Below are 24,745 nucleotides of genomic sequence, written 5' to 3'. Positions count from 1 at the left end.
TTTCCCTCGCTGGCCTCGCCCAACGGGCGAGTGGTCGATGTCGATTGTCGAAGGCCCCGTTCGTCTTCCTGTGGCAGGGCCGACAAGGCCGAACCACAGGAGGATGACTGGCGATGATTACCGTCTTTGGCGAAGGAAGAGGTTTTCGGGTCGTCTGGCTGCTGGAAGAGATGGGGCTCGCGTACCGGTTGCGGCCGGTGGACCTGCTGGCCGGCGTCGAGAAAGACCCAGAGTTCCTGGCCATCAACCCTGCCGGTTTCATCCCGGCGATCCGGGACGGCGACGTCACCATGGTCGAGTCCATTGCGATCATGGAGTACCTGATGGCCCGCTACGGGCCGACGCCGCTGGCGCCCGCACCGCACGATCCGGCGTTCCCCGCTTACCAGCAGTTCCTTCATCTTGGTGAAGCCGGCCTCGCGGCCTCCATCTACTTTGTCGTCGGCGCGCGCGGTTTTGCGCCGGAGTCCGAGCGGCAGAACTGGAGCGCCGGTCAGGCGCTGGACGTTTTCCAAAGCCGGCTGGGCCTGGTGACGCGGCAGCTGGCGCACACGCCCTATCTCGCCGGTGAGATGTTTACAGCCGCCGACATTTCGGTGACGTACGCGCTGGAACTGGCGCAATACGGTGCAGGCATCGCCCTTGGCGAAACAGAGAAATCCTATATCGCCCGCACCAGCGCCCGCGAAGGCTACCAGCGCGCCATGGAGACCTGTGAATCCAGGAAGGCATGGTTCGCCAGAACGCCTGTTCAATAACCACTATTGGCATATTCGCATTCATTCCGAAAAGCGCCAACAACACCCCATGAATTAATCAAAAACATGGATTACAAAATAAAGTCCATTCCCTACAAATTAAACCCACCCACCTGACAGACTTTTTTTCCTTGCGCCTTATGATGAAAACCGCCGAAGCGCAATAGCCACCGGCCGGAGAAAACCGCCACCGAAGGAAATCCTCAAGACCAAAACCAGCGCGGGCCGCATGGGCTGCAACCCATGTGACCCGCTGACCACAACCAACTTCGAAGGAGTTGATCATGGCTAAGTCCGATCATACGGCAGTCGCGCGCGACGCTGCGCGCCTTCCCACCAACCCGCTCTCGCGCCCCTACTGGACACTCGCCGAGGCCGATTTCGGCCAACACGAGGCCGCCACCCTGGCAGGCATCACCATCGCCATTCGCGCCCTCGCCCGCGTCCTCGCCAACAGCGAAGCCTTCCGCGACCTCCACGCAAACAGCCAAAGCGACGCCATCGAACCCGGCTGCAGCCCGCTGGATGCTCCCACCACCGAAGGCCTGTTCGCCGCCCTGTACTTCCTCAGCGAGCAAGCCGAACAGCTCAGCCAGTTGCCCATACCTGCCCGATCGATTTAGACAACGTGCTGTACTGAACGTCGAACAGAAACCGGGATCAGAGTGCGCACGCGAAAAGTGCACTCTGACCCCGACTTTCGAAACGCTCGAGCGCATGATGCAGGCACTGCAGGTAGCGCTGGCGATCCAGGTCATCCAGGAAACAAGGCAGTCGGTTGTTCCCCGCTGCACCACATGCTGGGGAATGCCGGGAAGGTCGAAACGTGGAAGTCGAGCCATGCCCGACAGCGTCCCACCCCGGCCCGCCGACGACCATCAGCACAGTTCCAGCGGCCGCCTCGTCCCAAACCCCCAACCGCTGTCAGAAATTGTCCCTGACACCTTTTTCAGACGGTTTTCCGCTACCGACCTCGACAGCTACTGGTTGTAAAAGTCGACCAGACCAAGTAGTGGTTTGCTGCTGTCACCTAGAGATGTTTTGGAAATCATATAGCCCACGATCGTGCACCTTGCTGCAATCCAAAGCATCCTTTCGTTGCCGGCCGCCCTCAGCGCGGCCGAGAAACTATTGAGTCCATCCGTTATCTGATCCGCCGCCGACCCTGGCTCAAGATACGTTCGATGGTCGCTATAGAGGCTTGTCGGCACGCCCGTCCTTTCAATAAAGCTAAGAATGCCTGGGCATTCACTAATGGACGCACCATGGAGTTCACTTGCGATCACCAAATCGGTCGCACCATGGAGCTTTGAGACGGCGCTGAAATAGCGAGTCGCACAAATCATCAGGATCGAACTAAACCACCGGTCTGGTGGAGTCTTGGCTGCTAGTTGGGCCAAGTTATCGGAGCCGAAGCCGCCACGATCTGCGGCCTCTAGCATGAAAACACTCTTTGCGGCGGATGGGTGTCCAAGCTTTGCCGCCTTGTAGTAGCACGTAGCAGCAAAGTCGAGGTCATACGGACTCAACACGCCGCAGCCATGAAGTATTGCGAGATTGTACAACGCCGACGCGTGGCCACCGGCCGCGGCCTCACGAAGGCATCTGTCGGCGCCGGAGTGATAGTTAGCCTTTAAGTAGCTGACACCTTGTTGATACCGGCTCTCAATCGAGTCGTTCGTGCTCTTAAACCAGCTGCCTTGAAACAGATTCATGCGTTGATGCCTTTGGCCAATTCTAGAACCAATGCTTGGTTCAGCTATGGGTACATGTGCGCGCGCTCATTCTTCCCAGTCCTCGGTTTTGTTTCTTCTACAAAGCAGAGCAAAGGGGACGGAGGAAGTTAAACGGGTCGGATTTAACTTCCTCCGTCCCGGTTTCGGCGGCTATAAAAAATATGTCCCTGACACCTTTTCTCGATGTCACTGAACAACATGGCGCGTAAACACGCCAATAAGCGTCGTCATGGTAAGTGCCAAGACAGTTACCACCCACAAAGATACATCATCCTCCGCCCTTCCTGCCCTTGAGCCAACGAAGTGACTTCGCCCAACGTAAAGCGACAAACCATATATAGCTGATATCAGGCAAACATAGGCCCCCACACGCAAGCCACTCTCTCCAAGCAAAATGGCTATCACTGGGATATTGAAAGGCAATGCCGGAAACGGACTGGATTTCCAACCACCCGTCTTAGATATAATCCACGATATCATTAATATATCAACAACAAATACCCACAATTTCACATGACCAATGCTAAATCCGAAATGCGAAGTCGCGCCATAGGCAGGACCCCACGTGGCAGCAAAGCTATCAGTAACCAAGATTGGCCCCAAAGTGATAATCGTTGATACTAAAATAAGGGACAAAATGACAACCGGATTCTTGGCAGCTTGAATCCTAATACCATGCTCAGGATTATATCCACGAGACGTGATAGCAACGCCGATAGATAATATCAACGCAATAAAGAACTGAAATACAACCAAAGCCCCGGACACCGTAAGCGCTGCGTTCATCCCCCTCCTCCTTTTTTAAACGTACCGCCTAAATAATCTGTTGAGCTCGATCACTTTTCCGGCAGCTAAATTAACGCCACCCCTTTTTTTGGATGCCCAGCGGTCAGCCGGCATAAGGCTCCGCAGAAGACCCCCCAAGCCCGCCGAAAATCAAAATTAAATGAATCCGGCCCCTTTGTTCGTAAGCTGTAAAGCGCTGTCAGAAATTGTCCCTAGCACCTTTTTCCCGTGAAATGGTGGCGCTTTTTTTAGCCGTTTTGTGAATTTACGCGTGAACTGGAACACCGTCCGGAACGTCATACATGATCTGGGTAATTTCGCTCAATAGACGCTGATCGAGAAGAATTTTCAAAATTACTGCCGCAGTTTCAGGAGTCGGAACGATCCGATTGCTCGCATCAAAAACGATGCCCCAATTCCGATTGGCATTCACCTGCTGCACAGCTGCGATGAAACCAGGATTCGCGTAGAGACTCTTTTCTTGGACCACCGCCATACGGCGAAGGTGTGTCGAATTGGTTCCAACGTGATCAATTAGCGGTTGTATATCCGTGAACAGAGCAACGAACTGCTGCTGCTGCTGAAGATCACCAAATGCAACAACATAGCCACTCCGATACTGCATCACAGACTCGAAGCCACCCTTGTTGGCTATCAGGATGCTGTCATCCAAGCAGAACAGGTCAAAGTTGGGCTCCAGAGTAAATTCATCTCCTTGGACTGCTGAGAGCTCGCCGTTCTGAAAGAGAACATTAATGACGCCTTTCTTCTTGTACGCTGGCCTCCAAGTATTTGGTGAACGCCTCGCTGCGTAGACAGTCTTACCTCCATGCACGAATTTAACCAAATAGCCAACAGTCCCACGAAGTCTCTTGATGTCATTGACCGCCCAGTCTGCCTCGGGGCGATCTACAAGTTCTTTCAGCAGTCCAAAGTTGGTCTCACCCACACCGACCGACAGACATCCATTTTCGTTGGTTTGCGCCAGATAGTTGTACGGCGACCACTCTGTGATTCGCCCTTTTTCATGCTTGGCGAATGTCCTCATGGCCGAATCGAGCTCATCATCTGTCCGCACATAGTTCGCAATATACTTTGCTGCGGTCGTACTTCGCTTGAAGACCCACAGATGGACGTCCGCATTGTCAAAGTCGAAGGCCTGAAGGCTATCAAAAGCTTCCTTAGTCATGGATTCCCCGTAAAGTAAAAGTCTTGCACTTCTTCAGCTCGCTGCTTTCCTGGTAGCAGCTTGCCTTGCTTGAGTACCCTAGTGATTCTTACTTCTTTGTTCTGCCCGATTACCATCTTCGCTTCGTAGATCCTCCAGCCAAAAATGATGAGCAACGGATTCATCACAATCTGGCCAGATCTATACGTAATGACGAACAAGACAATTAGAAAGACAACAAAACCCATCGTCTTTCCCGAGTCTCCGTAGCTTAACCCCATGAAAGAGACGATGTAGGGAAAAACATAATTGATAAGGTCGTTCGGTATCGACTTTGTCTCAATAACTTCCACATCAAACCGTAGCTTTATCCTTTGAAGACTCCAATGAGTAAAGAGCAACGAAACACCAGTGAGTAACACGCTGCCCAGCGCTAAACATGGGTGCTCAAATATCTGAAAGGTGCAATTTGATCGAGATGCCATCCCACAGAATGGCGCACCCAGGTATTTCTTCGGGATATCCTGCACCAGCATTATGACTGCCAACGGAAAGTACGATCCGATGAAAAGAACCATCGCAGATATCAGTCGGAACTGCATCCTGCCCCCGTCATTCAGTTTCTTAGATATCCCATGCCGACATTGGATGTCGAAATCAGGTACTTCCCGTACCACAATACCTACCGGACAGTACTACTGTTGCAGAGGGATATATCGAGCAAACGATAGATAACAAAAAGCGCTCGAGACTTCAGACGCTTTTTGATCATGTGAGATCACATATTCCTCCGATATTCCCCCCCCACCTCATACAACGCATGACTAATCTGCCCCAACGAGTTGTACTTAACCGCCTCCATCAACTGCTCAAACACATTCCGCCGCTCCCTCGCCGTGTTCTGCAGCGTGCGCAGGCTCTCCGGCACCAGCAAATTCCGCGCTTCGCCATACGTCTTCACGTTGGCGATCTGCGCCCCCTTCTCCTCGGGCGTCGACCGGATCAACTCGATCTCGGTGGCAATCTCCCCACCATGATCCTTCGGCAGGAACGTATTCACGCCGATCAACGGCAACGACCCATCATGCTTCTTGTGCTCGTAATACATCGACTCTTCCTGGATCTTGCCACGCTGGTACATCGTATCCATCGCCCCCAGCACGCCGCCCCGCTCGCTGATCGCCTCGAACTCCTTGTACACCGCTTCCTCGACCAGGTCGGTGAGGGTGTCGACCACGTAGCTGCCCTGCCACGGGTTCTCGTTGAAGTTGAGGCCGAGTTCCTTGTTGATGATCATCTGGATCGCCACCGCGCGGCGCACGCTTTCCTCGGTGGGCGTGGTGATGGCTTCGTCGTAAGCGTTGGTGTGCAGGGAGTTGCAGTTGTCGAACAGCGCGTACATCGCCTGCAAGGTGGTGCGGATGTCGTTGAACTGGATCTCCTGCGCGTGCAACGAGCGGCCGGAGGTCTGGATGTGGTATTTCATCATCTGGCTGCGCGCGCTGGCGCCGTAGCGCTCGCGCATGGCACGGGCCCAGATGCGGCGGGCGACGCGGCCGATGACGGTGTATTCCGGGTCCATGCCGTTGGAGAAGAAGAAGCTGAGGTTCGGCGCGAAGTCGTCCACCTTCATGCCGCGGGCGAGGTAGTACTCGACGATGGTGAAGCCGTTGCTGAGGGTGAAGGCGAGCTGGCTGATCGGGTTGGCGCCGGCTTCGGCGATGTGATAACCGCTGATGCTCACCGAGTAGAAGTTGCGCACCTTGTGGTCGACGAAATACTGCTGGATGTCGCCCATCATGCGCAGCGCGAACTCGGTGGAGAAGATGCAGGTGTTCTGCGCCTGGTCTTCCTTCAGGATGTCGGCCTGTACGGTGCCGCGCACCTGGGTCAGCGTTTCGGTCTTGATGCGGGCGTAGGTTTCGGCATCGACCAGTTCGTCGCCGGCGACGCCGAGCAGGCCGAGGCCGAGGCCGTTGTTTCCCTTGGGCAGCTCGCCCTGGTACTGCGGGCGCGGCTTGTCCTTGTACAGCGCGGCGATCTTCTTTTCGGCGGCGGCCCAGCGCGCGTCGTCCTCGCGCAGGTATTTCTCCACGTTTTGATCGATGGCGGTGTTCATGAACATCGCCAGGATCATCGGCGCGGGGCCGTTGATGGTCATCGATACCGAGGTGCTGGGCGCGCTCAAGTCGAAGCCGGAGTACAGCTTCTTCATGTCGTCCAGGGTGGCGATGTTGACGCCGGAGTTGCCGATCTTGCCGTAGATGTCCGGGCGCGGCGCGGGGTCTTCGCCGTACAGGGTGACCGAGTCGAACGCGGTCGACAGGCGCGTGGCGGCGCCGCCCTGGCTCAGGTAATGGAAGCGGCGGTTGGTCCGCTCGGGCGTGCCTTCGCCGGCGAACATGCGGGTGGGATCTTCGCCGCTGCGGCGGTACGGGTACACGCCGCCGGTGTACGGGTAGTGGCCGGGCAGGTTTTCCTTGCCGAGGAAGGTGACGAGTTCGCCCCAGTCCTTCGACTTCGGCGGGGCCACCTTGGGTACCTTCTGGTGGCTCAGCGATTCGCGGTAGTTCTCCACGCGGATGACCTTGTCGCGCACCTTGTATTCGTTGACGTCGGCGGTAACCGAGGCGTACAGCGCGGGCCATTCGCGCAGCTGATGGATGGCTTCGTGGCTGAGTTCCTTCAGCGCGGTGTTGTAGCGCTGGCGCAGGAGCAGGAGGCTGCGGTCCACTGCGTGCTCGTCATTCCGGCGCAGGCCGGAATCGCTCTTCGGCTGATCGTCCGTGGGTGATGCGATCCCGGCCTGCGCCGGGATGACGGACTGGGAGGTTGGCGGCATTTGCAGGTCGGCGCTACGGTACAACTCCAGCGGACGCGGCAGCTTGTCGTCGCCGAGTTCCTTCAACGCCTCGTAGTAGTGCTGCGCCTTGCTGGCGTATTCGGCCTGGGTCTCGATGCCCTTGTTGATGGCGCGGCCCTGCTCGGCGATCTCGGCGAGGTAGCGCACGCGGCTGCCGGGGATCAGCACGGTGGCGCGCGGCTCCTTGAGCGTGGTGTCGAGCTGCGGCGTCCAGTCGCAATGCACGGCAGAAGCAACCCCACCCTGCCCTCCCCTGGAAGGGGAGGGTTCAAGATGGAGCTTCTCGCGCAGCAGCCGGCACAGGTTGGCGAACATCCAGGTCACGCCCGGATCGTTGAACTGGCTGGCGATGGTCGGGTAGACCGGCACGTCCTCGTCGGCCACCTTGAACGCGGTGTGGTTGCGTTTCCACTGCTTGCGCACGTCGCGCAGCGCGTCTTCGGCGCCGCGCTTGTCGAACTTGTTCAGCACCACCAGGTCGGCGAAGTCGATCATGTCGATCTTCTCCAGCTGGCTGGCGGCGCCGTAGTCGCTGGTCATCACGTAGACCGGGAAGTCGACCAGGTCGACGATCTCCGAATCGCTCTGGCCGATGCCGGCGGTCTCCACAATCACCAGGTCGTACGGCTGGCTCTTCAGGAAGTCGATGCAGTCGTGCAGCACCACGCTGGTGGCGGCGTGCTGGCGGCGGGTGGCCATCGAGCGCATGTAGACGCGGTGACTGCGCAGTGAGTTCATGCGGATGCGGTCGCCCAGCAGGGCTCCGCCGGAACGGCGACGCGTCGGATCGACCGCGAGCACGGCGATGCGCATGTGCGGGAACGCGTGCAGGAAGCGCAGCAGCAGTTCGTCCACCACCGACGACTTGCCGGCGCCGCCGGTACCGGTGAGGCCGAGCACGGGGGTGTGCTTGCCGGCGAGTTTCCACTGCTTGCGCTGGTGTTCGAGTTCGCCGTCGCTGAGCTTGCCTTCCTCGATGGCCGAGAGCATGTGGCCGATCGAGATCTCGTCGTCGATGTCGACCTTGGGCACGGCGTGCTGCTTCGATGCGGAGCGCTCGGATTCGGCGCGCTTCGCGGCGCCCGCGCCGGCGCGCTGCATCACGTCCTCGATCATCTCGACCAGGCCGAGCTTCATGCCGTCGTTCGGGTGGTAGATGCGCTCGACGCCGTAGGCCTGCAGCTCCCGAATCTCCTCCGGCGTGATGGTGCCGCCGCCGCCGCCGAACACGCGCACATGGCCGGCGCCGCGCTCGCGCAGCATATCGACCATGTACTTGAAGTATTCGACGTGGCCGCCCTGGTAGGACGACAGCGCGATCGCGTCGGCGTCTTCCTGCAGCGCGGCGCGCACCACGTCTTCCACCGAGCGGTTGTGGCCGAGGTGGATCACCTCCGCGCCCTGCGACTGGATGATCCGCCGCATGATGTTGATCGCCGCGTCGTGGCCATCGAACAGGCTGGCCGCGGTGACGAAGCGCAGCGGGGTGGTTTCCGTCTGCGTGGCGCTGGCGGGGACGTGCTTGGCGGGGGAACTCATGGCAACTCCGACATCTGTGCTTGATCGCGTCGATTCTAGTGGATCGACAGGGAGCGCGGAGTTTCGGGTCTTTAGCCATTAAAGAATGGCGCGTCACGGCCCATCATCACGTCATCCCGGCGAAGGCCGGGATCGCTTCTGAAAAACGGCGGAGGAAAGCGATCCCGGCCTTCGCCGGGATGACGGCAAACCTACAGGCAGAGCACCAGGTTCGGGCTGCCGACCACGCGCACGCCCACCTCCCCGCCGTGTACGAAGCTGAGCGCGGCGCCGATCACCTCGGGCGCGTCGAGCACGCGGCGATGGCCCAGGCCCTGCGTGGTGTACAGCCGCGCGCCCGGCCAGTGCTGGGCGTAACGTTCGCCCTCGGCCCATGGCACGTCCGCGTCGTCCAGGTCGTGCACGATCAGCGCGGGCTGGCCCAGCGCGGGCAGCTTGCGTTCCACCCGCAGCTCGTCGATGTGCACGCCGGTGCGCCGGTGCAGCCATGCGTAGAACGGTTCGCGCAGGTAGCCGGCCAGGTGCACGAAGCGGAAGAAGCGCCCCGCCGCCGCCTTCATGTCGGCGGCCGGCGCCACCAGGATCAGCCGCTTGGCATGCCAGTCCTCGCCCTGCGCGAGGGCGAGCGCGGCGCCGCCGAGCGAGTGGCCAATGGCCAGCGCGGCGGTGCCGTAGCGCGCGCCGACCGCGCGGATCGTCGTGATGAATTCCGGCAGCGTGCACAGTTTGCCGCTGCTGTGGCCGTGGCCGGGCTGGTCGAAGGCGACCACGGCCAGGCCCTGCGCGCGCAGCTCCGCCACCCAGGGCAGGAAGCGCAGGCCGAAGCTGGACCAGCCGTGCGCCAGCAGCGCATACGGCTGGGTGGCGGGGTCGCCCCAGACGTAGGTGGCGATGGTTTCACCGCCAGCCTGCAACTCGCCGCGCCGCATCTCCGCGTCGCCCTGCGCCGCCCGGGCGCGGCTGCGGCTGCTGGCGAACGGCGTGGCGAACAGGCGCGCGGCGTGGTTCACCGTGCGCTTCGGTGCGAGCCGGCCGCCCAGCACGAAGCCGGTGCGCACGGTGGTGAGCTTGAGTCGGTCGATGATCGTGGACATGGGCGTTGCCTCAGGTTTGCCAGCTGCGCCAAAGGCGCTCGAAGGCCGCGCGGGTGCGGCGGCCGGCCTCGTCGAAACCGAACAGCCCGGCGTCGTGATGCAGGCCGAGCATCAGCGCGTAGATCTCGAAGGCAAGCTGGGCGACATCGGTGTCGGTGCGCAGCTCGCCCAGCCCGACCGCCTGTGTGATCGCCTTCTGCAGCTCGTCGCGCCAGCCGGCCTGCTGCTGCACCACGCCGTCGTGCAGCGCGCCATCGCGGCCGTCGTATTCGCTGGCGGCGGACAGCAACACGCAGCCGCTCTGGTGCTCATGGCTCCATTCGAACCAGTTCGCCACGATCGCGCGCAGGCGCGGCAGGCCGCGCGGCTGCTTCAGCGCCGGCAGCAGCACCTGGGTCAGGAAGCGCTGGCGGCCCGTATCGAGCACGGCCAGCTGCAGGTCTTCGCGCGAGCCGAAATGGGCGAACACGCCGCTCTTGGACATGCCCACGTCCGCCGCCAGGCCACCGATCGAGAGGCCTTCCAGTCCGTCGCGGCGGGCCAGCGCGTAGGCGTGGTCGAGGATGGTCTCGCGGGTGGCCGCGCGCTTGCCGGGGTTGGTAACGATCGTCATGGCCCCGAAAAATAGCACGACCGTTCGTTCTATATCAAGCGCAAGCTCACGCGGCCTCGGCAAACCTTGCGGGTATGCTTTCCCACCGCATGCCAAGGAGGATCCCCATGAAGTTCCGCACCCTGACCATCCCGCTGGCCACCGCCCTGCTGGCCGCCTGCGTCACCTCGCCGACCGGCCGCTCGCAGCTGATGATGGTGTCGGACAGCCAGATGAGCCAGATGGGCCTGAGCGCGTTCAACGACATGCGCAAGCAGGGCAAGTTCGTGGATGCGCCGCGCGAGCGCGCCTACGCCACCTGCGTGGCCAATGCGCTGATCGCGGTGCTGCCGCCGCCGTGGAACACCCAGCAGTGGGAGGTGCAGATCATCGGCGACGATACGGCCAACGCGTTCGCCCTGCCCGGCGGCCGGATCGGCGTGAACCGGGGCATGTTCAAGATCGCCACCGACCAGGACCAGCTGGCGGTGGTGCTGGGCCACGAGCTGTCGCACGTGGTGTCGCGGCACGGCGCGGAGCGCGTCTCCGACAACATGGCGACGCAGGCCGCGGTGGCCGCCGGCACCATCTATGCCGGCACGCGCGGCACCGACGCCGGCACCGCCGCGGCGCTGCTCGGCGTAGGCGCGGAGGTGGGCATCCTGCTGCCGTTCTCGCGCACCCAGGAGAGCGAGGCCGACACGCTGGGCCAGCGCTACATGGCGCAGGCCGGTTTCGACCCGCGCGCGGCACCGGCGCTGTGGGACAAGATGGGCGCGCAGGGCGGCAGCAAGCCACCCGCATTCCTGTCCACCCACCCGTCTTCCGGCAACCGCGCGCAGGCGCTGACCAGGCAGGCGCAGCAACTGCTGCCGGTGTACCAGCAGGCGCGCGCCAGCGGCCACGCGCCGAACTGCCACATGTGACCCTCCGGGCCAGCGGGCATGGTGATGTGCGCCCAGCGCGGTTATCGCTGCGCGCCGCCGGCCATGCTCCATGCGCCGGCGACTTGCTGCGCCGCGTCACGACCGCCAGGGGCGACGTACTAAACTTGACGCTTTGATTCATCGCCCCGGCTCCGGTCGGGGCGATGAGTTTCAGGCGTTTTCATCACCGTCCGGCGGATTCCCGCGGTCTCTTCCGCCACCCTCTGTAGATGCCCACCGGCACCGTAAATCATGGAGTCACCGTTCCAATGATCTTTGAAACCATCGCCAACACGGGTCACGAAGAAGTCGTCTTCTGCCACAACAAGGACGCCGGCCTGAAGGCCATCATCGCGATCCACAACACGGTGCTGGGCCCCGCGCTCGGCGGTCTGCGCATGTGGCCGTACAAGACCGAGCAGGAGGCGGTGAACGACGTGCTGCGCCTGTCGCGCGGCATGACGTTCAAGAACGCCGTGGCCGGCCTGAATCTGGGCGGCGGCAAGGCGGTGATCATCGGCGACCCGAGCAAGGACAAGTCCGAGGCGCTGTTCCGCGCGTTCGGCCGCTTCGTCAACTCGTTGAACGGCCGCTACATCACCGCCGAGGACGTCGGCATCGACGTCAACGACATGGAATACGTGTTCCGCGAAACCGAGTACGTCACCGGCGTGCACCAGGTGCACGGCGGCTCGGGCGACCCGTCGCCGTTCACCGCCTACGGCTCGCTGCAGGGCCTGATGGCCGCGCTGCAGTTCAAGCACGGCAACGAGGACGTGGGCAAGTACAGCTACGCCGTGCAGGGTTGCGGCCACGTCGGCGGCGAGTTCATCAAGCTGCTGCGCGAACAGGGCGCCAAGGTGTTCGTCACCGACATCAACAAGGAAGCGGTGCAGCGCTGCGTCGACGAGCTGGGCTGCGAGGCGGTGGGCCTGGACGAGATCTACGACGTCGACGCCGACGTGTACTCGCCGTGCGCGCTGGGCGGCACGCTGAACGAGCAGACCATCGACCGCATCAAGGCCAAGATCATCTGCGGGCCGGCCAACAACCAGCTGGCCACCGACGCGATCGGCGACGAGCTGAACCGCCGCGGCGTGCTGTACGCACCGGACTACGCGGTGAACGCCGGCGGCGTGATGAACGTGTCGCTGGAGATCGACGGCTACAACCGCGAACGCGCGATGCGCATGATGCGCACGATCTACTACAACCTGGGGCGCATCTTCGAGATCTCGAAGACCGAGGGCATCCCGACCTACAAGGCGGCCGACCGCCTGGCCGAGGAGCGCATCAGCGCGATCGGCAAGCTGAAGCTGTCGCACATGGGCAACGGCGGCACCCGCTTCCAGGGCCGCATGCGCGGTCAGTAAGCGACGCGCCAACCCACCGAAAGCCGCCAGCCCACCGGCGGCTTTTCTTTTGCCCGGCATTCGCCGCAGGCCGGCGCGCCGTGGGCTAAAATCGTCGGCCTGCACACCCAAGGAGTTCGCGATGCGCCCGTTCCCGCTCGGAGAAGACATCGACCTGCTGCGCGAGTCCGTGCATGCGTTCGCGGAAAAGGAAATCGCCCCGCGCGCCGACCGCATCGACCGCGACAACCTGTTCCCCGCCGACCTGTGGCGCAAGTTCGGCGAGATGGGCCTGCTCGGGGTGACCGTCCCCGAGACCTATGGCGGCAGCGGCATGGGTTTCCTCGCGCACATGGTGGCGATGGAGGAGATCTCGCGCGCGTCCGGCTCGGTCGGCCTGTCCTACGGCGCGCACTCCAACCTGTGCCTCAACAACATCCACCACAACGGCAACGAGGCGCAGCGCCGGAAGTACCTGCCGAAGCTGTGCAGCGGCGAACACGTCGGTGCGCTGGCGATGAGCGAGCCCGGCGCAGGCTCCGACGTGGTCGGCTCGATGAGCTGCAAGGCCGAGCTGCGCGGCGACGTGTGGGTCGCCAACGGCAACAAGATGTGGATCACCAATGGGCCGGATGCCGACGTGCTGCTGGTCTACATGCGCACCGCGCCGCGCCCGGCCGGCAGCCGCTGCATGACCGCCTTCATCGTCGAGAAGGGCATGAAGGGTTTCTCGACCGCGCAGAAGCTGGACAAGCTCGGCATGCGCGGCTCCAACACCTGCGAACTGGTGTTCGACAACTGCGAGATCCCCGCCGAGAACGTCGTCGGCGAGGTCAACGAAGGCGTGCGCGTGCTGATGAGCGGGCTGGACACCGAACGGCTGGTGCTGTCCGGCGGCCCGATCGGCCTGATGCAGGCCGCGCTCGACATCACCCTGCCCTACGTGCGCGAGCGCAAGCAGTTCAACGCGCCGATCGGCACGTTCGAGATCATGCAGGCCAAGGTCGCCGACATGTACACCGCGCTGCAGAGCTCGCGCGGCTTCGCCTACATGGTGGCGCAGCAGTTCGACAACGGCGTGAAGTCGCGCATCGACCCGGCAGCCTGCCTGCTCAACGCCTCGGTCAACGCGGTGCAAGTGGCGCTGGAGGCGATCCAGTCGCTGGGCGGCAACGGCTACATCAACGAGTTCCCCGCCGGCCGCCTGCTGCGCGACGCCAAGCTGTACGAGATCGGCGCCGGCACCAACGAGATCCGCCGCATGCTGATCGGCCGCGAGCTGTTCCACGGCAAGGCGTGAGTCCGCCACATCGGAAAACAAAAGGCCCGCACCATGCGGGCCTTTCGTTTGTGTGCACCGATATGCTCAGAACGCCCAGCTGAAACTGGCGCTGGCCATCTGCGCCTGCCGGCCCTGCCCCAGGTAACGGTCGTAGCCGAACTGCAGGCTGGCGCGCGGCGTCATCTTCCAGTCCAGCGTGGTGCCGAGCATGCCGCCGTAACGTGACAGGCCGATACCACCTACCGGGGCGAACTGGTTGATCCCGCTAAAGCTGGCATCGAAGGCCTCGCCGCGCAGGCCGAACGATTGCTGCCACAGCATGCGCCCCTGCAGGCTCAGGCTTCCGCCACCGGACAGCGCCCATTCGCGGCTGGCACGCAGACCCGCGCCCGCCTGCCAGCGCGCCGTGCTCTGCGCCGCCGACTTCAGGCCGAAACCGTAGGCGCCCAGCTCGTCGAAGCCATCGCGCCGGATCTGCGCGTACTGCAGGTTCATGTACGGGGTGAGCTGCGTGCGGCCCAGGTCGAAGCGGTAACCGCTTTCGCCATAGGCCACGCCGTAGCGGCCACGGACGTCGCTGGCGACCCCGGCGAACTGGTTACCCAGTTGCAACTGGCGACGCATGGTTTCCCGATAGTTGCCGAGGCCGAAGCGGCCCATGGCGTACCACGAGCCGTGGATCATGCCGCCGTACAGCATGCCTTCCAGCGCGCGGCTGCGACCCTGGTCCGCGCTTTCGGCCAGCCGCCCCAAGCCCTGACTCTGACTCAGCGCATAGCCGGCGATGCCGTTGCTGCCGACGCGCAGGTCCTGCCCCACCAGTGCACCGCTGAGGTCGTAGCCGACGTTTCCATAGCCGCTGCGTGACATGCCGCCGTGATAACCAAGACTCTGCGTCCAGGCACCGATCTGGGGTGCATCGAGCAGGTTGTCGAAACGATCGGACAGCGCCCGCGTGCCGGCGTCGATCGCCTCGAAGGTCATCGCCGCGCTGGCCGCGTGCAACTGGCCGGAAAGGCTTTCCAGCGAACGCTGCATGACATCGGTGGACACCGCGTGCTGCAGGCTGGCGGCGCCGGCGACAAAGCCCGCGCCGGTGGGTGTGCCGCTGGCGACACCCTGCAACTGGCTGTTGATCTGCTGGAACGCGCTCTGCGTGCGCAGCGCGGCACCGAAGCTGGCGGCGGTGTACGGCAGGCCCTGGATCTGGCTCAGGTTCACCTGTTGCACGTTGAGCCAGGCATTGCTGGCGTCGTAGCCCAGCGTCGCGGTCAGCGCCACGCCGGGAGCCGTGTTCAGCGCCGAAAAAGTGCCCGTCAAGCCACCATAAGCGGACAACACCATCGTGTGCGAGTTGAGCGTGTAGTTGGCATTGGCGCCGTACACGTAAAGGTCGCCGCCGGACAAGGTGGCCGTACCGTTCACGTACAGTTGCGAACCCAGCGACACCGCCATTCGCCCGCTGCCCTGCTGCAGGTAGTTGCCACTCAGATGGACGTCGCCCTGGCTCACCACCAGCACGCCGGCGTTGGTCACGTTGTTGTAGACCGAGAAGCCGGTGGGATTCAGTTGCGTGGAAGCGGACATCAGCGTGCCCGCCGCGCCAATCTCCACCGGGCTGTGCAACCCCGCCACGGCGAGCGTGCCGCCCTGCACCTGGGTGAGGCCGGTATAGCTGCTTTCGCCGCCCCAGAGGTTGAGCCGGCCCGGCCCCTGCTTGATCAATCCGCCGGCACCGGAGATCGGATTGCTCCAGGTCGAGGTGCCGCTGAAATTCACCGTGACATCGCCCCAGTCGAACTTTGCCGGTCCCTGGACTGCCGCGAACACGTCCAGGGCTCCGTAGCCGAAGGTGGGGTCGGGACCGGGGGCGCCGAGGTCGCGCGCGGTGCCGAGCAGGGTCTGCCGCACCAGGTCGTTGCTGAAATACGGAAAAGCCTGCCACACCAGCGCTGCCGCGCCCGACACCTGCGGCGCCGCGAACGAGGTGCCCTTGACCACCCAGTAGGAGGGATTGGTGGTGCTGGCCGTGGTGTCCTTGTCCAGCACGATCACGTCACCCGGCGCGGCCAGGCAATAGTTCATGGCCTGCCCGCAGGCGTTGGAGTAGCTCGCCAGCTGGGTGGGATGGTTGCTGTCCAGCGCCACCGCGACCAGCCAGCCCTTGTCCAGCCCCAGGCCCGGCGCCACCGTGGGCAGGCTGGCGATGTCGCTGGGACTGGTGCGTGAGTCGTTGCCCGCCGCGAACACCACCAGGCCGCCATGCTGCACCACGAACGGCTGGTAGGCCTGGCCGAAGGCCTGGTTGATCGAGGCGTTGGTGGTGTCCCAGTAGATGCCGCCCCAGGAATTGTTCATCACTTGCACGCCGGCACTGATCAGGGCCGGGTTGAGCGTCTGTGCGAAGAAGGCCGCGTCGGCGGCGGTCACCGCGTTACCCTGGCCGGAGCCGTCATCCTTCGGCGTCACGTCGCTGATGATGCGTGCCGAAACCAGGCTGGCACCGGGCGCGATGCCACCGGGAAACTTGTCGAACGCCCGGCCCGCGGCGATCTCCGACACCCAGGTGCCGTGGCCGACCACGTCGTCGATTGCCGTGTTGTTGACCGTGGGGTCGACGTAGATCAGTTCCTGCGTGACCCGCCCGGCCACGGTGGGGTTGCTGCGCATGATGCCGCTGTCGACCACGCCGATGGTCACGCCGACACCGGTGTAGCCCAAGCTTTGCGCGGCGTTGGCCCGGGTGATCGAGAGCTGGGCATCCAGCGGTGGTTGGGTACTGGGCGGCGGCGACGGTGGCGGCGACGGCGGCGGGGATGACGGCACCGCTGGCGGCGGCGTGGGCTTGCTGCCGCCGCCCCCGCCGCAGGCGCTCAGGCCCAGCGCCACGGCTACCAGCCACGCCAGCTCGCGGTGTCGCCAACCCGGATCGAACGTTTTCGTCATGCTCCCCACCACCCTCTTCTCCTTGCCTCGCCGGCGCGGCCACTGCGCGATTACCGGTCCCCGCCATCATCTTGGCACAACGAAATCCCAATGAAACAGCTCGCAAGTTGCTACACGGCAAGGACATTGCCGCAGTTTGCCGAGCTTCGCGGCGGGCTGCGATAATCCATGGGTTTTCTGCCAGGCGCTCGCGCCCCTCAAGTCTTGCAAGCGGAGTTATCCATGTCGGATGTCAGTGTCGTCATCGTCGGTGCCAAGCGCACCGCCATCGGCTCCTTCCTCGGCCAGTTCACCGGCGTGCCCACCCCGAAGCTCGGTGCCACCGCGATTCGCGCGGTGCTGGAGCAATCGGGCGTGGCTCCCGCCGACGTCAGCGAGGTGATCATGGGCTGCGTGTTGCCCGCCAACCTGGGCCAGGCGCCGGCGCGCCAGGCCTCGCTCGGCGCCGGCCTGCCGGCCAGCACTGGCTGCACCACGATCAACAAGGTGTGCGGCTCGGGCATGAAGGCGATCATGCTGGGCCATGACCTGATCAAGGCCGGTTCGGCAGACGTCGTGGTCGCCGGCGGCATGGAGTCGATGACCAACGCGCCGCACATGGTGCAGGCGCGCACCGGCATCCGCTACGGCGACGGCCAGCTGGTCGACCACATGGCCTGGGACGGCCTGACCAACCCCTACGACGGCAAGGCGATGGGTGTGTTCGGCGAACTGTGCGCCGACAAGTACCACTTCACCCGCGAGGCGCAGGACGCGTTCGCGATCGAGTCGGTCAAGCGTGCCCAGGCGGCGCAGCAGAACGGCGCCTTCGCCGGCGAGATCGTCCCGGTCACGGTGAGCGGCCGCAAGGGCGACGTGGTGGTCGACACCGACGAGCAGCCCGGCCGCTCCGACATCGCCAAGGTCCCCTCGTTGAAGCCGGCCTTCCGCAAGGAGAACGGCACGATCACTGCGGCCAGTTCGTCCAGCATCTCCGACGGCGCCGCCGCGGTGGTGCTGCTGTCGGCCGACGACGCCGGCAAGCGCGGTCTGAAGCCGCTTGCGCGGATCGTGGCGCACGCCACCCATTCGCAGGAGCCGGAGTGGTTCACCACCGCACCGGTCGGCGCGATCCAGAAGGTGCTGGACAAGGCCGGCTGGAAGGTGGCCGACGTCGACCTGTTCGAGATCAACGAGGCGTTCGCGGTGGTCGCGATGACCCCGATGAAGGAGCTCGGCATCCCGCACGACAAGCTCAACGTCAACGGCGGCGCCTGCGCGCTTGGCCACCCGATCGGCGCCAGCGGTGCGCGCCTGGTGGTGACCCTGCTCAACGCCTTGAAGACGCGAGGCCTCAAGCGCGGCGTGGCCTCCCTGTGCATCGGCGGCGGCGAAGCGACGGCGATCGCGGTGGAGCGCATCGACTGAGGCACACGGCGCCAGCATGACCGGCGCGTGATATTCAGATGACGGCCGGATAAATCAGTTTTTAATGCGCCCTGAAACGTCGTCATAAAGATGTGGCGCAATTTCCGCGAAAGCGCTATTAATACACGGCCAAACGGCATTCCACGGCAAAGGAGATCCACCATGAAGTTTACGCGTACCCTACTCGCCGCCGCGCTCGTCGCGCTGTTGGCGGCATGCAGCAACGGCGCGCAGGATTCCGCGCAAGACGCACAGAAGTCGGCTGACACGGCCCAGCAGGCCGCCGATACCGCGCAGAAGGCTGCGGCGGAAGCTCCGGCCACGGCTCCGGCCGCTGCTCCGGCTTCGACCGCTGCCGCTCCGGCGGCTGCACCGGCCTCGACCGCTGCCGCTCCGGCGGCCGCTCCGGCCTCCACCGCTGCCGCTCCGACCGCTGTCGACGCCGCCGCCAAGGCTGCCGACGCTGCCAAGCAGGCTGCCGGTGCCGCCAAGGACGCAGCTGACAAAGCCAAGGACGCCATGAAGGGTCATTGATCCCTTGCTGGTTTCCAGAAAAACGGCCGCCTCGTGCGGCCGTTTTTTTTCGCCCATGGTTCGCCGTTCCGCCAGCCGATTTTGGCCACTGGCCCACGCCCGCTATCATCCGTGGTTCGGCCTTTGATGGCAGCCTATCCGTGAGCCCGCATCCATGAGCGTCATTGCATCGCAGATCGATCCGCGTTCCGCCGAATTCCAGGCCGGCAGCCATCAGTTGCGCGCCGTGGTGGACGATCTGCAGCGCGAACTGGCACGTAGCGCGGAGGGTGGCGGCGCCAAGGCGCGCGAAAGGCATGTCGCCCGCGGCAAACTGCTGCCGCGCGAACGTATCCGCGCCCTGCTCGATCCGGGCTCGCCGTTCCTGGAACTGTCGCCGCTGGCCGCGCACGGCATGTACGACGATGCCGCACCGGCCGCCGGCCTGATCACCGGCATCGGCCGGGTCAATGGGATCGAGGTGGTGGTGGTCGCCAACGACGCCACGGTCAAGGGCGGCACCTATTTCCCGATGACGGTGAAGAAGCATCTGCGCGCGCAGGAAGTGGCGCTGGAGAACCGCCTGCCCTGCGTCTATCTGGTCGACTCCGGCGGCGCCTTCCTGCCGCTGCAGGACGAGGTGTTCCCGGACAGGGAACATTTCGGCCGGATCTTCTACAACCAGGCGCGGATGTCCTCGCTCAACATCCCGCAGATCGCGGTGGTGATGGGCTCGTGCACCGCCGGCGGCGCCTACGTGCCGGCGATGAGCGACGAGACGATCATCGTGCGCGAACAGGGCACGATCTTCCTCGGCGGCCCGCCGCTGGTGAAGGCCGCCACCGGCGAAGTGGTGGATGCCGAAACGCTGGGCGGCGCGGACGTGCACACGTCGATCTCCGGCGTGGCCGACCACTTTGCGGAGAACGACGCGCATGCGCTGGCGATCGCCCGCGGCATCGTGGCCAGCCTCAACCGGAAGAAGGACATGCCGCTGGCGCTGCGCACACCGGTCGAGCCGAAGTACCCGGCCGAGGAACTCTACGGCGTGATCCCGCAGGACACCCGTCGTCCGTTCGACATCCGCGAGGTGATCGCGCGCATCGTCGACGGTTCCGAGTTCCACGAGTTCAAGGCGCGCTACGGCAAGACCCTGGTCTGCGGTTTCGCGCATATCCACGGCTATCCGGTGGGCATCGTCGCCAACAACGGCATCCTGTTCGCCGAGAGCGCGCTCAAGGGCGCGCATTTCATCGAACTGTGCAACCAGCGCAACGTGCCGCTGGTGTTCCTGCAGAACATCACCGGCTTCATGGTCGGCAAGAAGTACGAGCAGGCGGGCATAGCGAAGGACGGCGCGAAGATGGTCACCGCGGTGGCCTGTTCGCACGTGCCAAAATTCACCGTGGTGATCGGCGGCAGCTTCGGCGCCGGCAACTACGCCATGTGCGGCCGCGCCTACGGCGCCCGCTTCCTGTGGATGTGGCCGAACGCGCGCATCTCGGTGATGGGCGGCGAACAGGCCGCCAGCGTGCTCGCCACGGTCAAGCGCGACGGCATCGAGGCCGCCGGCAAATCATGGGGCGCGGAGGACGAGGAAGCTTTCAAGGCGCCGATCCGCGAGCAATACGAACGCCAGGGCCACCCCTACTACGCCAGCGCGCGGCTGTGGGACGACGGCATCATCGATCCGGCCGACACTCGCCGCGTGCTCGGCCTGGCGATCTCCGCCTCGCTCAACGCACCGATCGAACCGCAGCGCTACGGCGTGTTCCGCATGTAGTTCAGCGCGCCCTGCCGGTGCCCAGCCGCGCGCCGGCCCACAGCGCCAACAGGGTCAGCGCGTAGAACACCATCTGCATGCCGGCCGGCTGCGCGTCGTAGCCGACCAGGACGTGCGCCGTCTGGCCCAGCAACGAGCGGTTGCCGAGCAGCCAGGAGCTGTCCCACAACTGGTTGCCCCATGCCGGCAGCAGGTCGGCCTGGATCAGGTAGCGCGCAGCCGTCGAGGCCAGCCCCGCGGCAAGCAGCACCAGCATGGCATTGGTGACGCCGAAAAAGTGCCGCATCGGAATGCGCAACAGGCCCGCGTACAGCGCGAAGCCCAGCGCCGCGCCAGCCACTACGCCGATCGCCAGGCCCGCCCACAGGTGTTCCGCGCCGCCGGCGCGCATGCCGTACAGGAACAGCACCACCTCCGAGCCCTCGCGCAGCACCGCCAGCGCCACCACCGCCAGCAGCAGTCCCAGCGAGCTGGCGCCGCTGTGCACCGCACTGCCCAGCTCGCGCATCTGCCGGCTCAGTTCGCGGCCGTGGCTGGACATCCACAGCACGTGCCAGCCGATCATCAGCACCGCGGCCAGCAGCACGGCGGCATTGAACAGTTCCTGCCCGGCGCCGCTGAAGGCCGCAGCCAGCAGGTCGGCCGACAGCGCCACCAGCATCGCGCCGCAGACCCCCAGCGCGATGCCGCCGCCCACGAACCAGCCGCGCCGCGACACGCCGCGGGTGGCTGCGGCCACCACGCTGACGATCAGCGCCGCCTCCAGTACCTCCCGGAACACCAGCAAGGCCACCGCCCACATATGCCTACTCCACGATCAACATGCCCTGCGCCGTGGGCTGATGGAAATCACCGTAGAAGCGGTAGCGCCCCGCCTTGAACGGGCCGATGAACAGGCTGGTCGAACTGTTCGGCATAACGATCTTCTCGGCCGGAAAGTCATCGCTCTCGAACTCCTCCGGCGAGGGATCCCGATTGACCAGTTCCAGCTTGATCCGGGTTCCCGCAGGCACGCGCAGCTCGCTGGGCTGGTAGCGATGATCCTTCAGGGTCAGGGTGTAGCTGGGTGCATCGGCCGCGCTGGCCAGCAAGGGCAACTGCATGGCGAGGGCAAGCAGCACACGTTTCATGGGTCGATCCGGCATCTCATTGATGAATAATAGTCATTCTCATATGAAGAAGGCAAGCCGCCCCACCAACGGCGCATGCCGTGGATCGCCCCGCAACATGCCATGGGATCAGTCTTCTGGCAGCGGTGGGCGAACCGTCCGCCCCATGATCGGGTCGGCGCCCGTCGGCGGCAATTGCCTGCCGGCGTCGGGAGGGGCCGCTAGCTAGTCCTGCGGTTGCTCGCCGCGCAGGCGCACATCGTTCGGTGGCATGCCGCTGCGCTCCGCGCTGGCCTCGCGCTGCGACTCGAAGAAGCGCTGCACCTGCTGGCATACGGCCATGGTGCCCTCTCGCGCGATCGCCGAAACGAGGAACCAGGGCCGGGTCCAGCCCAGCTCGGCGATGACCTTCTCCGCCACCGCCTGGCGCTCGTCCGCGGCCAGCATGTCAGCCTTGTTCAGCACCAGCCAGCGCGGGCGCTCCAGCAGTTCCGGGTTGAATTTCTCCAGCTCCTGCTCGATCGCGCGTACCTGGCCGGCCACGTCCGAGCCGTCGATCGGCGCGATGTCGACGATGTGCAGCAGCAGGCTGGTGCGTGCCACATGGCGCAGGAACTGGATGCCCAGCCCGGCGCCTTCGGAGGCGCCTTCGATCAGACCGGGGATATCGGCGATCACGAAACTCTGGTCGGTGCCCAGACTGACGACGCCCAGATTCGGATGCAGCGTGGTGAACGGGTAGTCCGCCACCCGCGGCGTCGCTGCCGACACCGCGCGGATGAAGGTGGACTTTCCCGCATTGGGGAAGCCGAGCAGACCGACGTCGGCCAGCAGGCGCAACTCCAGCTTCAGCTCGCGCACGTCGCCCGGCGTGCCCGGCGTGGCCTTGCGCGGCGCCCGGTTCACCGAGCTCTTGAAGTGGATGTTGCCCAGGCCGCCCTTGCCGCCCTGCGCCACCAGCATGCGCTGGCCGTGGGCGGTGAGGTCGCCGATCACCTCGTCGGTATCGACGTTGGTGACCATCGTCCCCACCGGCACCCGGATCGTGGTGTCCTCGCCGCCCTTGCCGTACATCTGGCTGCCCATGCCGTTCTCGCCGCGCTGCGCCTTGAAGCTGCGCTGGTGGCGGAAGTCGATCAGGGTATTGAGGCCCTCGTCGGCCACCAGCCAGACCGAGCCGCCGAAGCCGCCGTCGCCGCCGTCGGGACCACCGAAGGGAATGAACTTCTCGCGGCGGAAGCTGATGCAGCCATTGCCGCCGTCACCGGCCTGGACACGGATTTGAGCTTCGTCGACGAATTTCATGGGAGAGCCAAATTTGGAATTGGGGATGCGGAAAAGCGGGGGCGAGGGCGGTTCAGGGCGATACGGTAACAGGCCGGCGCGATGCTGCCCCTGCGAATCCCGAATTCGGCCTGCAAAAACAAAAGCCCCGCCGAAGCGGGGCCTTCGCTGCCGCATCGCGGAAGGCTTATGCCTGCACGACGCTGACGAAACGGCGGTTCTTGGCGCCGCCGACCTTGAACTCGACCTTGCCGTCGACCAGCGCGAACAGCGTGTGGTCACGACCGAGGCCCACGCCGGTACCCGGATGGAACTGGGTGCCGCGCTGGCGCACGATGATGTTGCCGGCTTCGATGGCCTGGCCACCGTAGACCTTGACGCCGAGGTACTTCGGGTTCGAATCGCGACCGTTGCGGCTGGAACCTACGCCTTTTTTATGTGCCATGACTCAATGCTCCAGTTGCTCAGGCGTTGATGCCCGTGATCTCGATTTCGGTGAAATGCTGCCGATGGCCCTGCTGACGCTTGTAGTGCTTGCGGCGGCGGAACTTGATGATGCGGATCTTGTCGGCGCGGCCGTGCTTGCGGACGGTGGCGCTGACGGTGGCGCCCGCGACGACCGGCGCACCGACGGTGACCGACTCGCCGGAACCGACCAGCAGCACCTGGTCGAAGTTCACGGTGGCGCCTTCATCGGCGGTCAACAGCTCCACGCGCAGCACGTCGCCCTGCTGCACACGGTACTGCTTGCCACCGGTCTTGATGACTGCATAACTCATGGAAATGCCCTTCTGTCGTTATTCTCTTGGGTGTTTCGCCCCGAACCGGCCGGAACGAACGCGGGAGTATAGCGAGGCCACGGGCTGCTGGTCAATTCCTGACCAGTCAGCTAGGACTGGGCCGGCGCCGCGGACTTTGCCGGAGCCGGCGCAGCTGCCGGCTTGGACTTGGGCTTGGCCGCCGGCTTGTGATGGTGCACGGGCTTGTGCCGGACGTGCTTCTTCCCCGGCCGGGTCGCCGGCCTGGTTTCGCTCTCGGCAGCCTCCGGCGCAGCCGGGCAGCGGCCCTGCGCGTCGAGGCTGCCCTTCTTCTCCAGCTCCTGCAGCATCGTGCGGGTGCGCTCCTGCCCCCACTGCTGGCCCACCTGGGTCGCCTCGGCCATGGCCGCAGGCATCTCGGTCAGCACCTTCTGGCCCAGCGGCGAGCGGTAGAACTTGAGCAGCCCGTCGATCTCCTCGCCGCTGAAATGGCGCTGGAACACCGGGACCATGCGCTGAACCACGGCGGCGGCGCCGTCGCCGTCGACGAACCCCTGCCAGTATTCCGCCGGCACGCAGGGAAGCTTCTGCCGCATCTGCGCGGCCATCTGCGTGTTCATCTGGCCCAGGGTCTGTTCCACCTGCATCACCTTGAACAGGTCGCGCACCTGCTGCTCGCTGGGCGCCACGACGGCCCCGGCCGAGCCGCAGAAAACGAGCAGCCACAACAGGGCGCCGATCCGGATCCAGCTGCGCATGGGCGGTGATCTCCGACTGAACGGCCTCGCGGCCGGGAAACCATGCATTAGGCCATACGCCGTCGCCAACCGGAACTTTCCGGCTGAAGCG

At 64.2% G+C, this 24,745-nt stretch carries 22 protein-coding genes; 8 read left to right on the top strand and 14 right to left on the bottom strand.

Annotation, left to right across the window (positions count from 1 at the left end; translation table 11 throughout):
* Positions 1-113: 113 nt before the first annotated feature.
* Together DEO45_RS15255 and DEO45_RS15250 are read left to right on the top strand one after the other, a co-directional pair.
* Positions 114-758, top strand: coding sequence for a glutathione S-transferase family protein (locus DEO45_RS15255; RefSeq protein ID WP_114345392.1), 645 nt, complete (start codon positions 114-116; stop codon positions 756-758).
* Positions 759-1,042: 284 nt separating this feature from the next.
* Positions 1,043-1,381: a hypothetical protein gene (locus tag DEO45_RS15250; protein WP_114345390.1), complete on the top strand. Its 339-nt coding sequence runs from the start codon at positions 1,043-1,045 to the stop codon at positions 1,379-1,381.
* Positions 1,382-1,738: 357 nt separating this feature from the next.
* Here DEO45_RS15250 and DEO45_RS16525 read toward each other — a convergent pair whose 3' ends face one another.
* The 7 genes from DEO45_RS16525 to DEO45_RS15220 form a co-directional block, all read right to left on the bottom strand.
* Positions 1,739-2,473, bottom strand: coding sequence for a sel1 repeat family protein (locus DEO45_RS16525; protein ID WP_147269707.1), 735 nt, complete (start codon positions 2,471-2,473; stop codon positions 1,739-1,741).
* A 207-nt stretch (positions 2,474-2,680) separates the two neighbouring features.
* Positions 2,681-3,280, bottom strand: coding sequence for a hypothetical protein (locus DEO45_RS16520; protein ID WP_147269706.1), 600 nt, complete (start codon positions 3,278-3,280; stop codon positions 2,681-2,683).
* Positions 3,281-3,545: 265 nt separating this feature from the next.
* Positions 3,546-4,469: a Kiwa anti-phage protein KwaB-like domain-containing protein gene (locus DEO45_RS15240; protein ID WP_114345387.1), complete on the bottom strand. Its 924-nt coding sequence runs from the start codon at positions 4,467-4,469 to the stop codon at positions 3,546-3,548.
* Complete coding sequence (locus tag DEO45_RS15235; RefSeq protein WP_223250896.1) at positions 4,466-5,026, bottom strand: hypothetical protein; 561 nt, start codon at positions 5,024-5,026, stop codon at positions 4,466-4,468. The genes DEO45_RS15240 and DEO45_RS15235 overlap by 4 nt, the downstream gene beginning before the upstream one ends.
* 200 nt (positions 5,027-5,226) lie before the next feature.
* On the bottom strand, positions 5,227-8,850 hold the full coding sequence (locus DEO45_RS15230) for a methylmalonyl-CoA mutase family protein (RefSeq protein WP_114345382.1): 3,624 nt from the start codon (positions 8,848-8,850) through the stop codon (positions 5,227-5,229).
* A gap of 191 nt (positions 8,851-9,041) precedes the next feature.
* A complete protein-coding gene (locus DEO45_RS15225; protein WP_114345379.1) occupies positions 9,042-9,944 on the bottom strand; it encodes an alpha/beta hydrolase in 903 nt (300 codons plus the stop codon).
* A gap of 10 nt (positions 9,945-9,954) precedes the next feature.
* The gene (locus tag DEO45_RS15220; RefSeq protein ID WP_114345377.1) at positions 9,955-10,557 is read right to left on the bottom strand and encodes a TetR/AcrR family transcriptional regulator; all 603 of its coding nucleotides are present in this window, start codon (positions 10,555-10,557) and stop codon (positions 9,955-9,957) included.
* A gap of 107 nt (positions 10,558-10,664) precedes the next feature.
* Here DEO45_RS15220 and DEO45_RS15215 point away from each other — a divergent pair, with 107 nt between their 5' ends.
* The 3 genes from DEO45_RS15215 to DEO45_RS15205 all read left to right on the top strand — a co-directional run bounded on the left by DEO45_RS15215 (position 10,665) and on the right by DEO45_RS15205 (position 14,114).
* On the top strand, positions 10,665-11,462 hold the full coding sequence (locus DEO45_RS15215; protein ID WP_114345375.1) for a M48 family metallopeptidase: 798 nt from the start codon (positions 10,665-10,667) through the stop codon (positions 11,460-11,462).
* 269 nt (positions 11,463-11,731) lie between these two features.
* Positions 11,732-12,835: a Glu/Leu/Phe/Val dehydrogenase dimerization domain-containing protein gene (locus DEO45_RS15210; RefSeq protein ID WP_114345373.1), complete on the top strand. Its 1,104-nt coding sequence runs from the start codon at positions 11,732-11,734 to the stop codon at positions 12,833-12,835.
* A 121-nt stretch (positions 12,836-12,956) separates the two neighbouring features.
* Positions 12,957-14,114: an isovaleryl-CoA dehydrogenase gene (locus DEO45_RS15205; protein ID WP_114345370.1), complete on the top strand. Its 1,158-nt coding sequence runs from the start codon at positions 12,957-12,959 to the stop codon at positions 14,112-14,114.
* A 66-nt stretch (positions 14,115-14,180) separates the two neighbouring features.
* Here the strand turns inward: DEO45_RS15205 and DEO45_RS15200 are convergent, their stop codons facing one another.
* Complete coding sequence (locus DEO45_RS15200; protein ID WP_114345367.1) at positions 14,181-17,042, bottom strand: autotransporter serine protease; 2,862 nt, start codon at positions 17,040-17,042, stop codon at positions 14,181-14,183.
* Between the two features lie 222 nt (positions 17,043-17,264).
* On the opposite strand from DEO45_RS15200, the gene DEO45_RS15195 reads away from it, so the two are divergent.
* The 3 genes from DEO45_RS15195 to DEO45_RS15185 all read left to right on the top strand — a co-directional run bounded on the left by DEO45_RS15195 (position 17,265) and on the right by DEO45_RS15185 (position 20,745).
* Complete coding sequence (locus DEO45_RS15195; protein WP_114345365.1) at positions 17,265-18,449, top strand: acetyl-CoA C-acyltransferase; 1,185 nt, start codon at positions 17,265-17,267, stop codon at positions 18,447-18,449.
* 162 nt (positions 18,450-18,611) lie between these two features.
* Positions 18,612-18,983, top strand: coding sequence for a hypothetical protein (locus DEO45_RS15190; RefSeq protein ID WP_114345363.1), 372 nt, complete (start codon positions 18,612-18,614; stop codon positions 18,981-18,983).
* 154 nt (positions 18,984-19,137) lie between these two features.
* A complete protein-coding gene (locus DEO45_RS15185; RefSeq protein WP_114345360.1) occupies positions 19,138-20,745 on the top strand; it encodes a carboxyl transferase domain-containing protein in 1,608 nt (535 codons plus the stop codon).
* A gap of 1 nt (position 20,746) precedes the next feature.
* On the opposite strand, the gene DEO45_RS15180 is transcribed toward DEO45_RS15185, so the two are convergent.
* The 6 genes from DEO45_RS15180 to DEO45_RS15155 form a co-directional block, all read right to left on the bottom strand.
* Positions 20,747-21,547 (bottom strand): FTR1 family iron permease, encoded by an 801-nt coding sequence (locus DEO45_RS15180; RefSeq protein ID WP_114345357.1) that lies wholly within the window; start codon positions 21,545-21,547, stop codon positions 20,747-20,749.
* Between the two features lie 4 nt (positions 21,548-21,551).
* Positions 21,552-21,875, bottom strand: a complete 324-nt coding sequence (locus DEO45_RS15175; protein ID WP_114345354.1) for a cupredoxin domain-containing protein — start codon at positions 21,873-21,875, stop codon at positions 21,552-21,554.
* A gap of 204 nt (positions 21,876-22,079) precedes the next feature.
* A complete protein-coding gene (cgtA, locus tag DEO45_RS15170) occupies positions 22,080-23,159 on the bottom strand; it encodes an Obg family GTPase CgtA (protein WP_114345351.1) in 1,080 nt (359 codons plus the stop codon).
* Between the two features lie 166 nt (positions 23,160-23,325).
* A complete protein-coding gene (gene rpmA, locus DEO45_RS15165; RefSeq protein WP_068095676.1) occupies positions 23,326-23,583 on the bottom strand; it encodes a 50S ribosomal protein L27 in 258 nt (85 codons plus the stop codon).
* Positions 23,584-23,602: 19 nt separating this feature from the next.
* Complete coding sequence (gene rplU / locus DEO45_RS15160; protein WP_114345348.1) at positions 23,603-23,917, bottom strand: 50S ribosomal protein L21; 315 nt, start codon at positions 23,915-23,917, stop codon at positions 23,603-23,605.
* A 110-nt stretch (positions 23,918-24,027) separates the two neighbouring features.
* Positions 24,028-24,654: a DUF2059 domain-containing protein gene (locus DEO45_RS15155; RefSeq protein WP_114345346.1), complete on the bottom strand. Its 627-nt coding sequence runs from the start codon at positions 24,652-24,654 to the stop codon at positions 24,028-24,030.
* Between the last annotated feature and the right edge of the window lie 91 nt (positions 24,655-24,745).

Origin of the sequence: Rhodanobacter denitrificans (genome assembly GCF_003335105.1) — a bacterium.
Classification (GTDB): domain Bacteria; phylum Pseudomonadota; class Gammaproteobacteria; order Xanthomonadales; family Rhodanobacteraceae; genus Rhodanobacter; species Rhodanobacter denitrificans_A.
This window is presented reverse-complemented; position numbering and strand designations above follow the sequence as displayed.

Coding starts and splice junctions, on each gene's coding strand:
- DEO45_RS15255 (WP_114345392.1), top strand. CDS start 114: ATGATTACCGTCTTTGGCGAAGGAAGAGGTTTTCGGGTCGTCTGGCTG.
- DEO45_RS15250 (WP_114345390.1), top strand. CDS start 1,043: ATGGCTAAGTCCGATCATACGGCAGTCGCGCGCGACGCTGCGCGCCTT.
- DEO45_RS16525 (WP_147269707.1), bottom strand. CDS start 2,473: ATGAATCTGTTTCAAGGCAGCTGGTTTAAGAGCACGAACGACTCGATT.
- DEO45_RS16520 (WP_147269706.1), bottom strand. CDS start 3,280: ATGAACGCAGCGCTTACGGTGTCCGGGGCTTTGGTTGTATTTCAGTTC.
- DEO45_RS15240 (WP_114345387.1), bottom strand. CDS start 4,469: ATGACTAAGGAAGCTTTTGATAGCCTTCAGGCCTTCGACTTTGACAAT.
- DEO45_RS15235 (WP_223250896.1), bottom strand. CDS start 5,026: ATGGTTCTTTTCATCGGATCGTACTTTCCGTTGGCAGTCATAATGCTG.
- DEO45_RS15230 (WP_114345382.1), bottom strand. CDS start 8,850: ATGAGTTCCCCCGCCAAGCACGTCCCCGCCAGCGCCACGCAGACGGAA.
- DEO45_RS15225 (WP_114345379.1), bottom strand. CDS start 9,944: ATGTCCACGATCATCGACCGACTCAAGCTCACCACCGTGCGCACCGGC.
- DEO45_RS15220 (WP_114345377.1), bottom strand. CDS start 10,557: ATGACGATCGTTACCAACCCCGGCAAGCGCGCGGCCACCCGCGAGACC.
- DEO45_RS15215 (WP_114345375.1), top strand. CDS start 10,665: ATGAAGTTCCGCACCCTGACCATCCCGCTGGCCACCGCCCTGCTGGCC.
- DEO45_RS15210 (WP_114345373.1), top strand. CDS start 11,732: ATGATCTTTGAAACCATCGCCAACACGGGTCACGAAGAAGTCGTCTTC.
- DEO45_RS15205 (WP_114345370.1), top strand. CDS start 12,957: ATGCGCCCGTTCCCGCTCGGAGAAGACATCGACCTGCTGCGCGAGTCC.
- DEO45_RS15200 (WP_114345367.1), bottom strand. CDS start 17,042: ATGACGAAAACGTTCGATCCGGGTTGGCGACACCGCGAGCTGGCGTGG.
- DEO45_RS15195 (WP_114345365.1), top strand. CDS start 17,265: ATGTCGGATGTCAGTGTCGTCATCGTCGGTGCCAAGCGCACCGCCATC.
- DEO45_RS15190 (WP_114345363.1), top strand. CDS start 18,612: ATGAAGTTTACGCGTACCCTACTCGCCGCCGCGCTCGTCGCGCTGTTG.
- DEO45_RS15185 (WP_114345360.1), top strand. CDS start 19,138: ATGAGCGTCATTGCATCGCAGATCGATCCGCGTTCCGCCGAATTCCAG.
- DEO45_RS15180 (WP_114345357.1), bottom strand. CDS start 21,547: ATGTGGGCGGTGGCCTTGCTGGTGTTCCGGGAGGTACTGGAGGCGGCG.
- DEO45_RS15175 (WP_114345354.1), bottom strand. CDS start 21,875: ATGAAACGTGTGCTGCTTGCCCTCGCCATGCAGTTGCCCTTGCTGGCC.
- cgtA (WP_114345351.1), bottom strand. CDS start 23,159: ATGAAATTCGTCGACGAAGCTCAAATCCGTGTCCAGGCCGGTGACGGC.
- rpmA (WP_068095676.1), bottom strand. CDS start 23,583: ATGGCACATAAAAAAGGCGTAGGTTCCAGCCGCAACGGTCGCGATTCG.
- rplU (WP_114345348.1), bottom strand. CDS start 23,917: ATGAGTTATGCAGTCATCAAGACCGGTGGCAAGCAGTACCGTGTGCAG.
- DEO45_RS15155 (WP_114345346.1), bottom strand. CDS start 24,654: ATGCGCAGCTGGATCCGGATCGGCGCCCTGTTGTGGCTGCTCGTTTTC.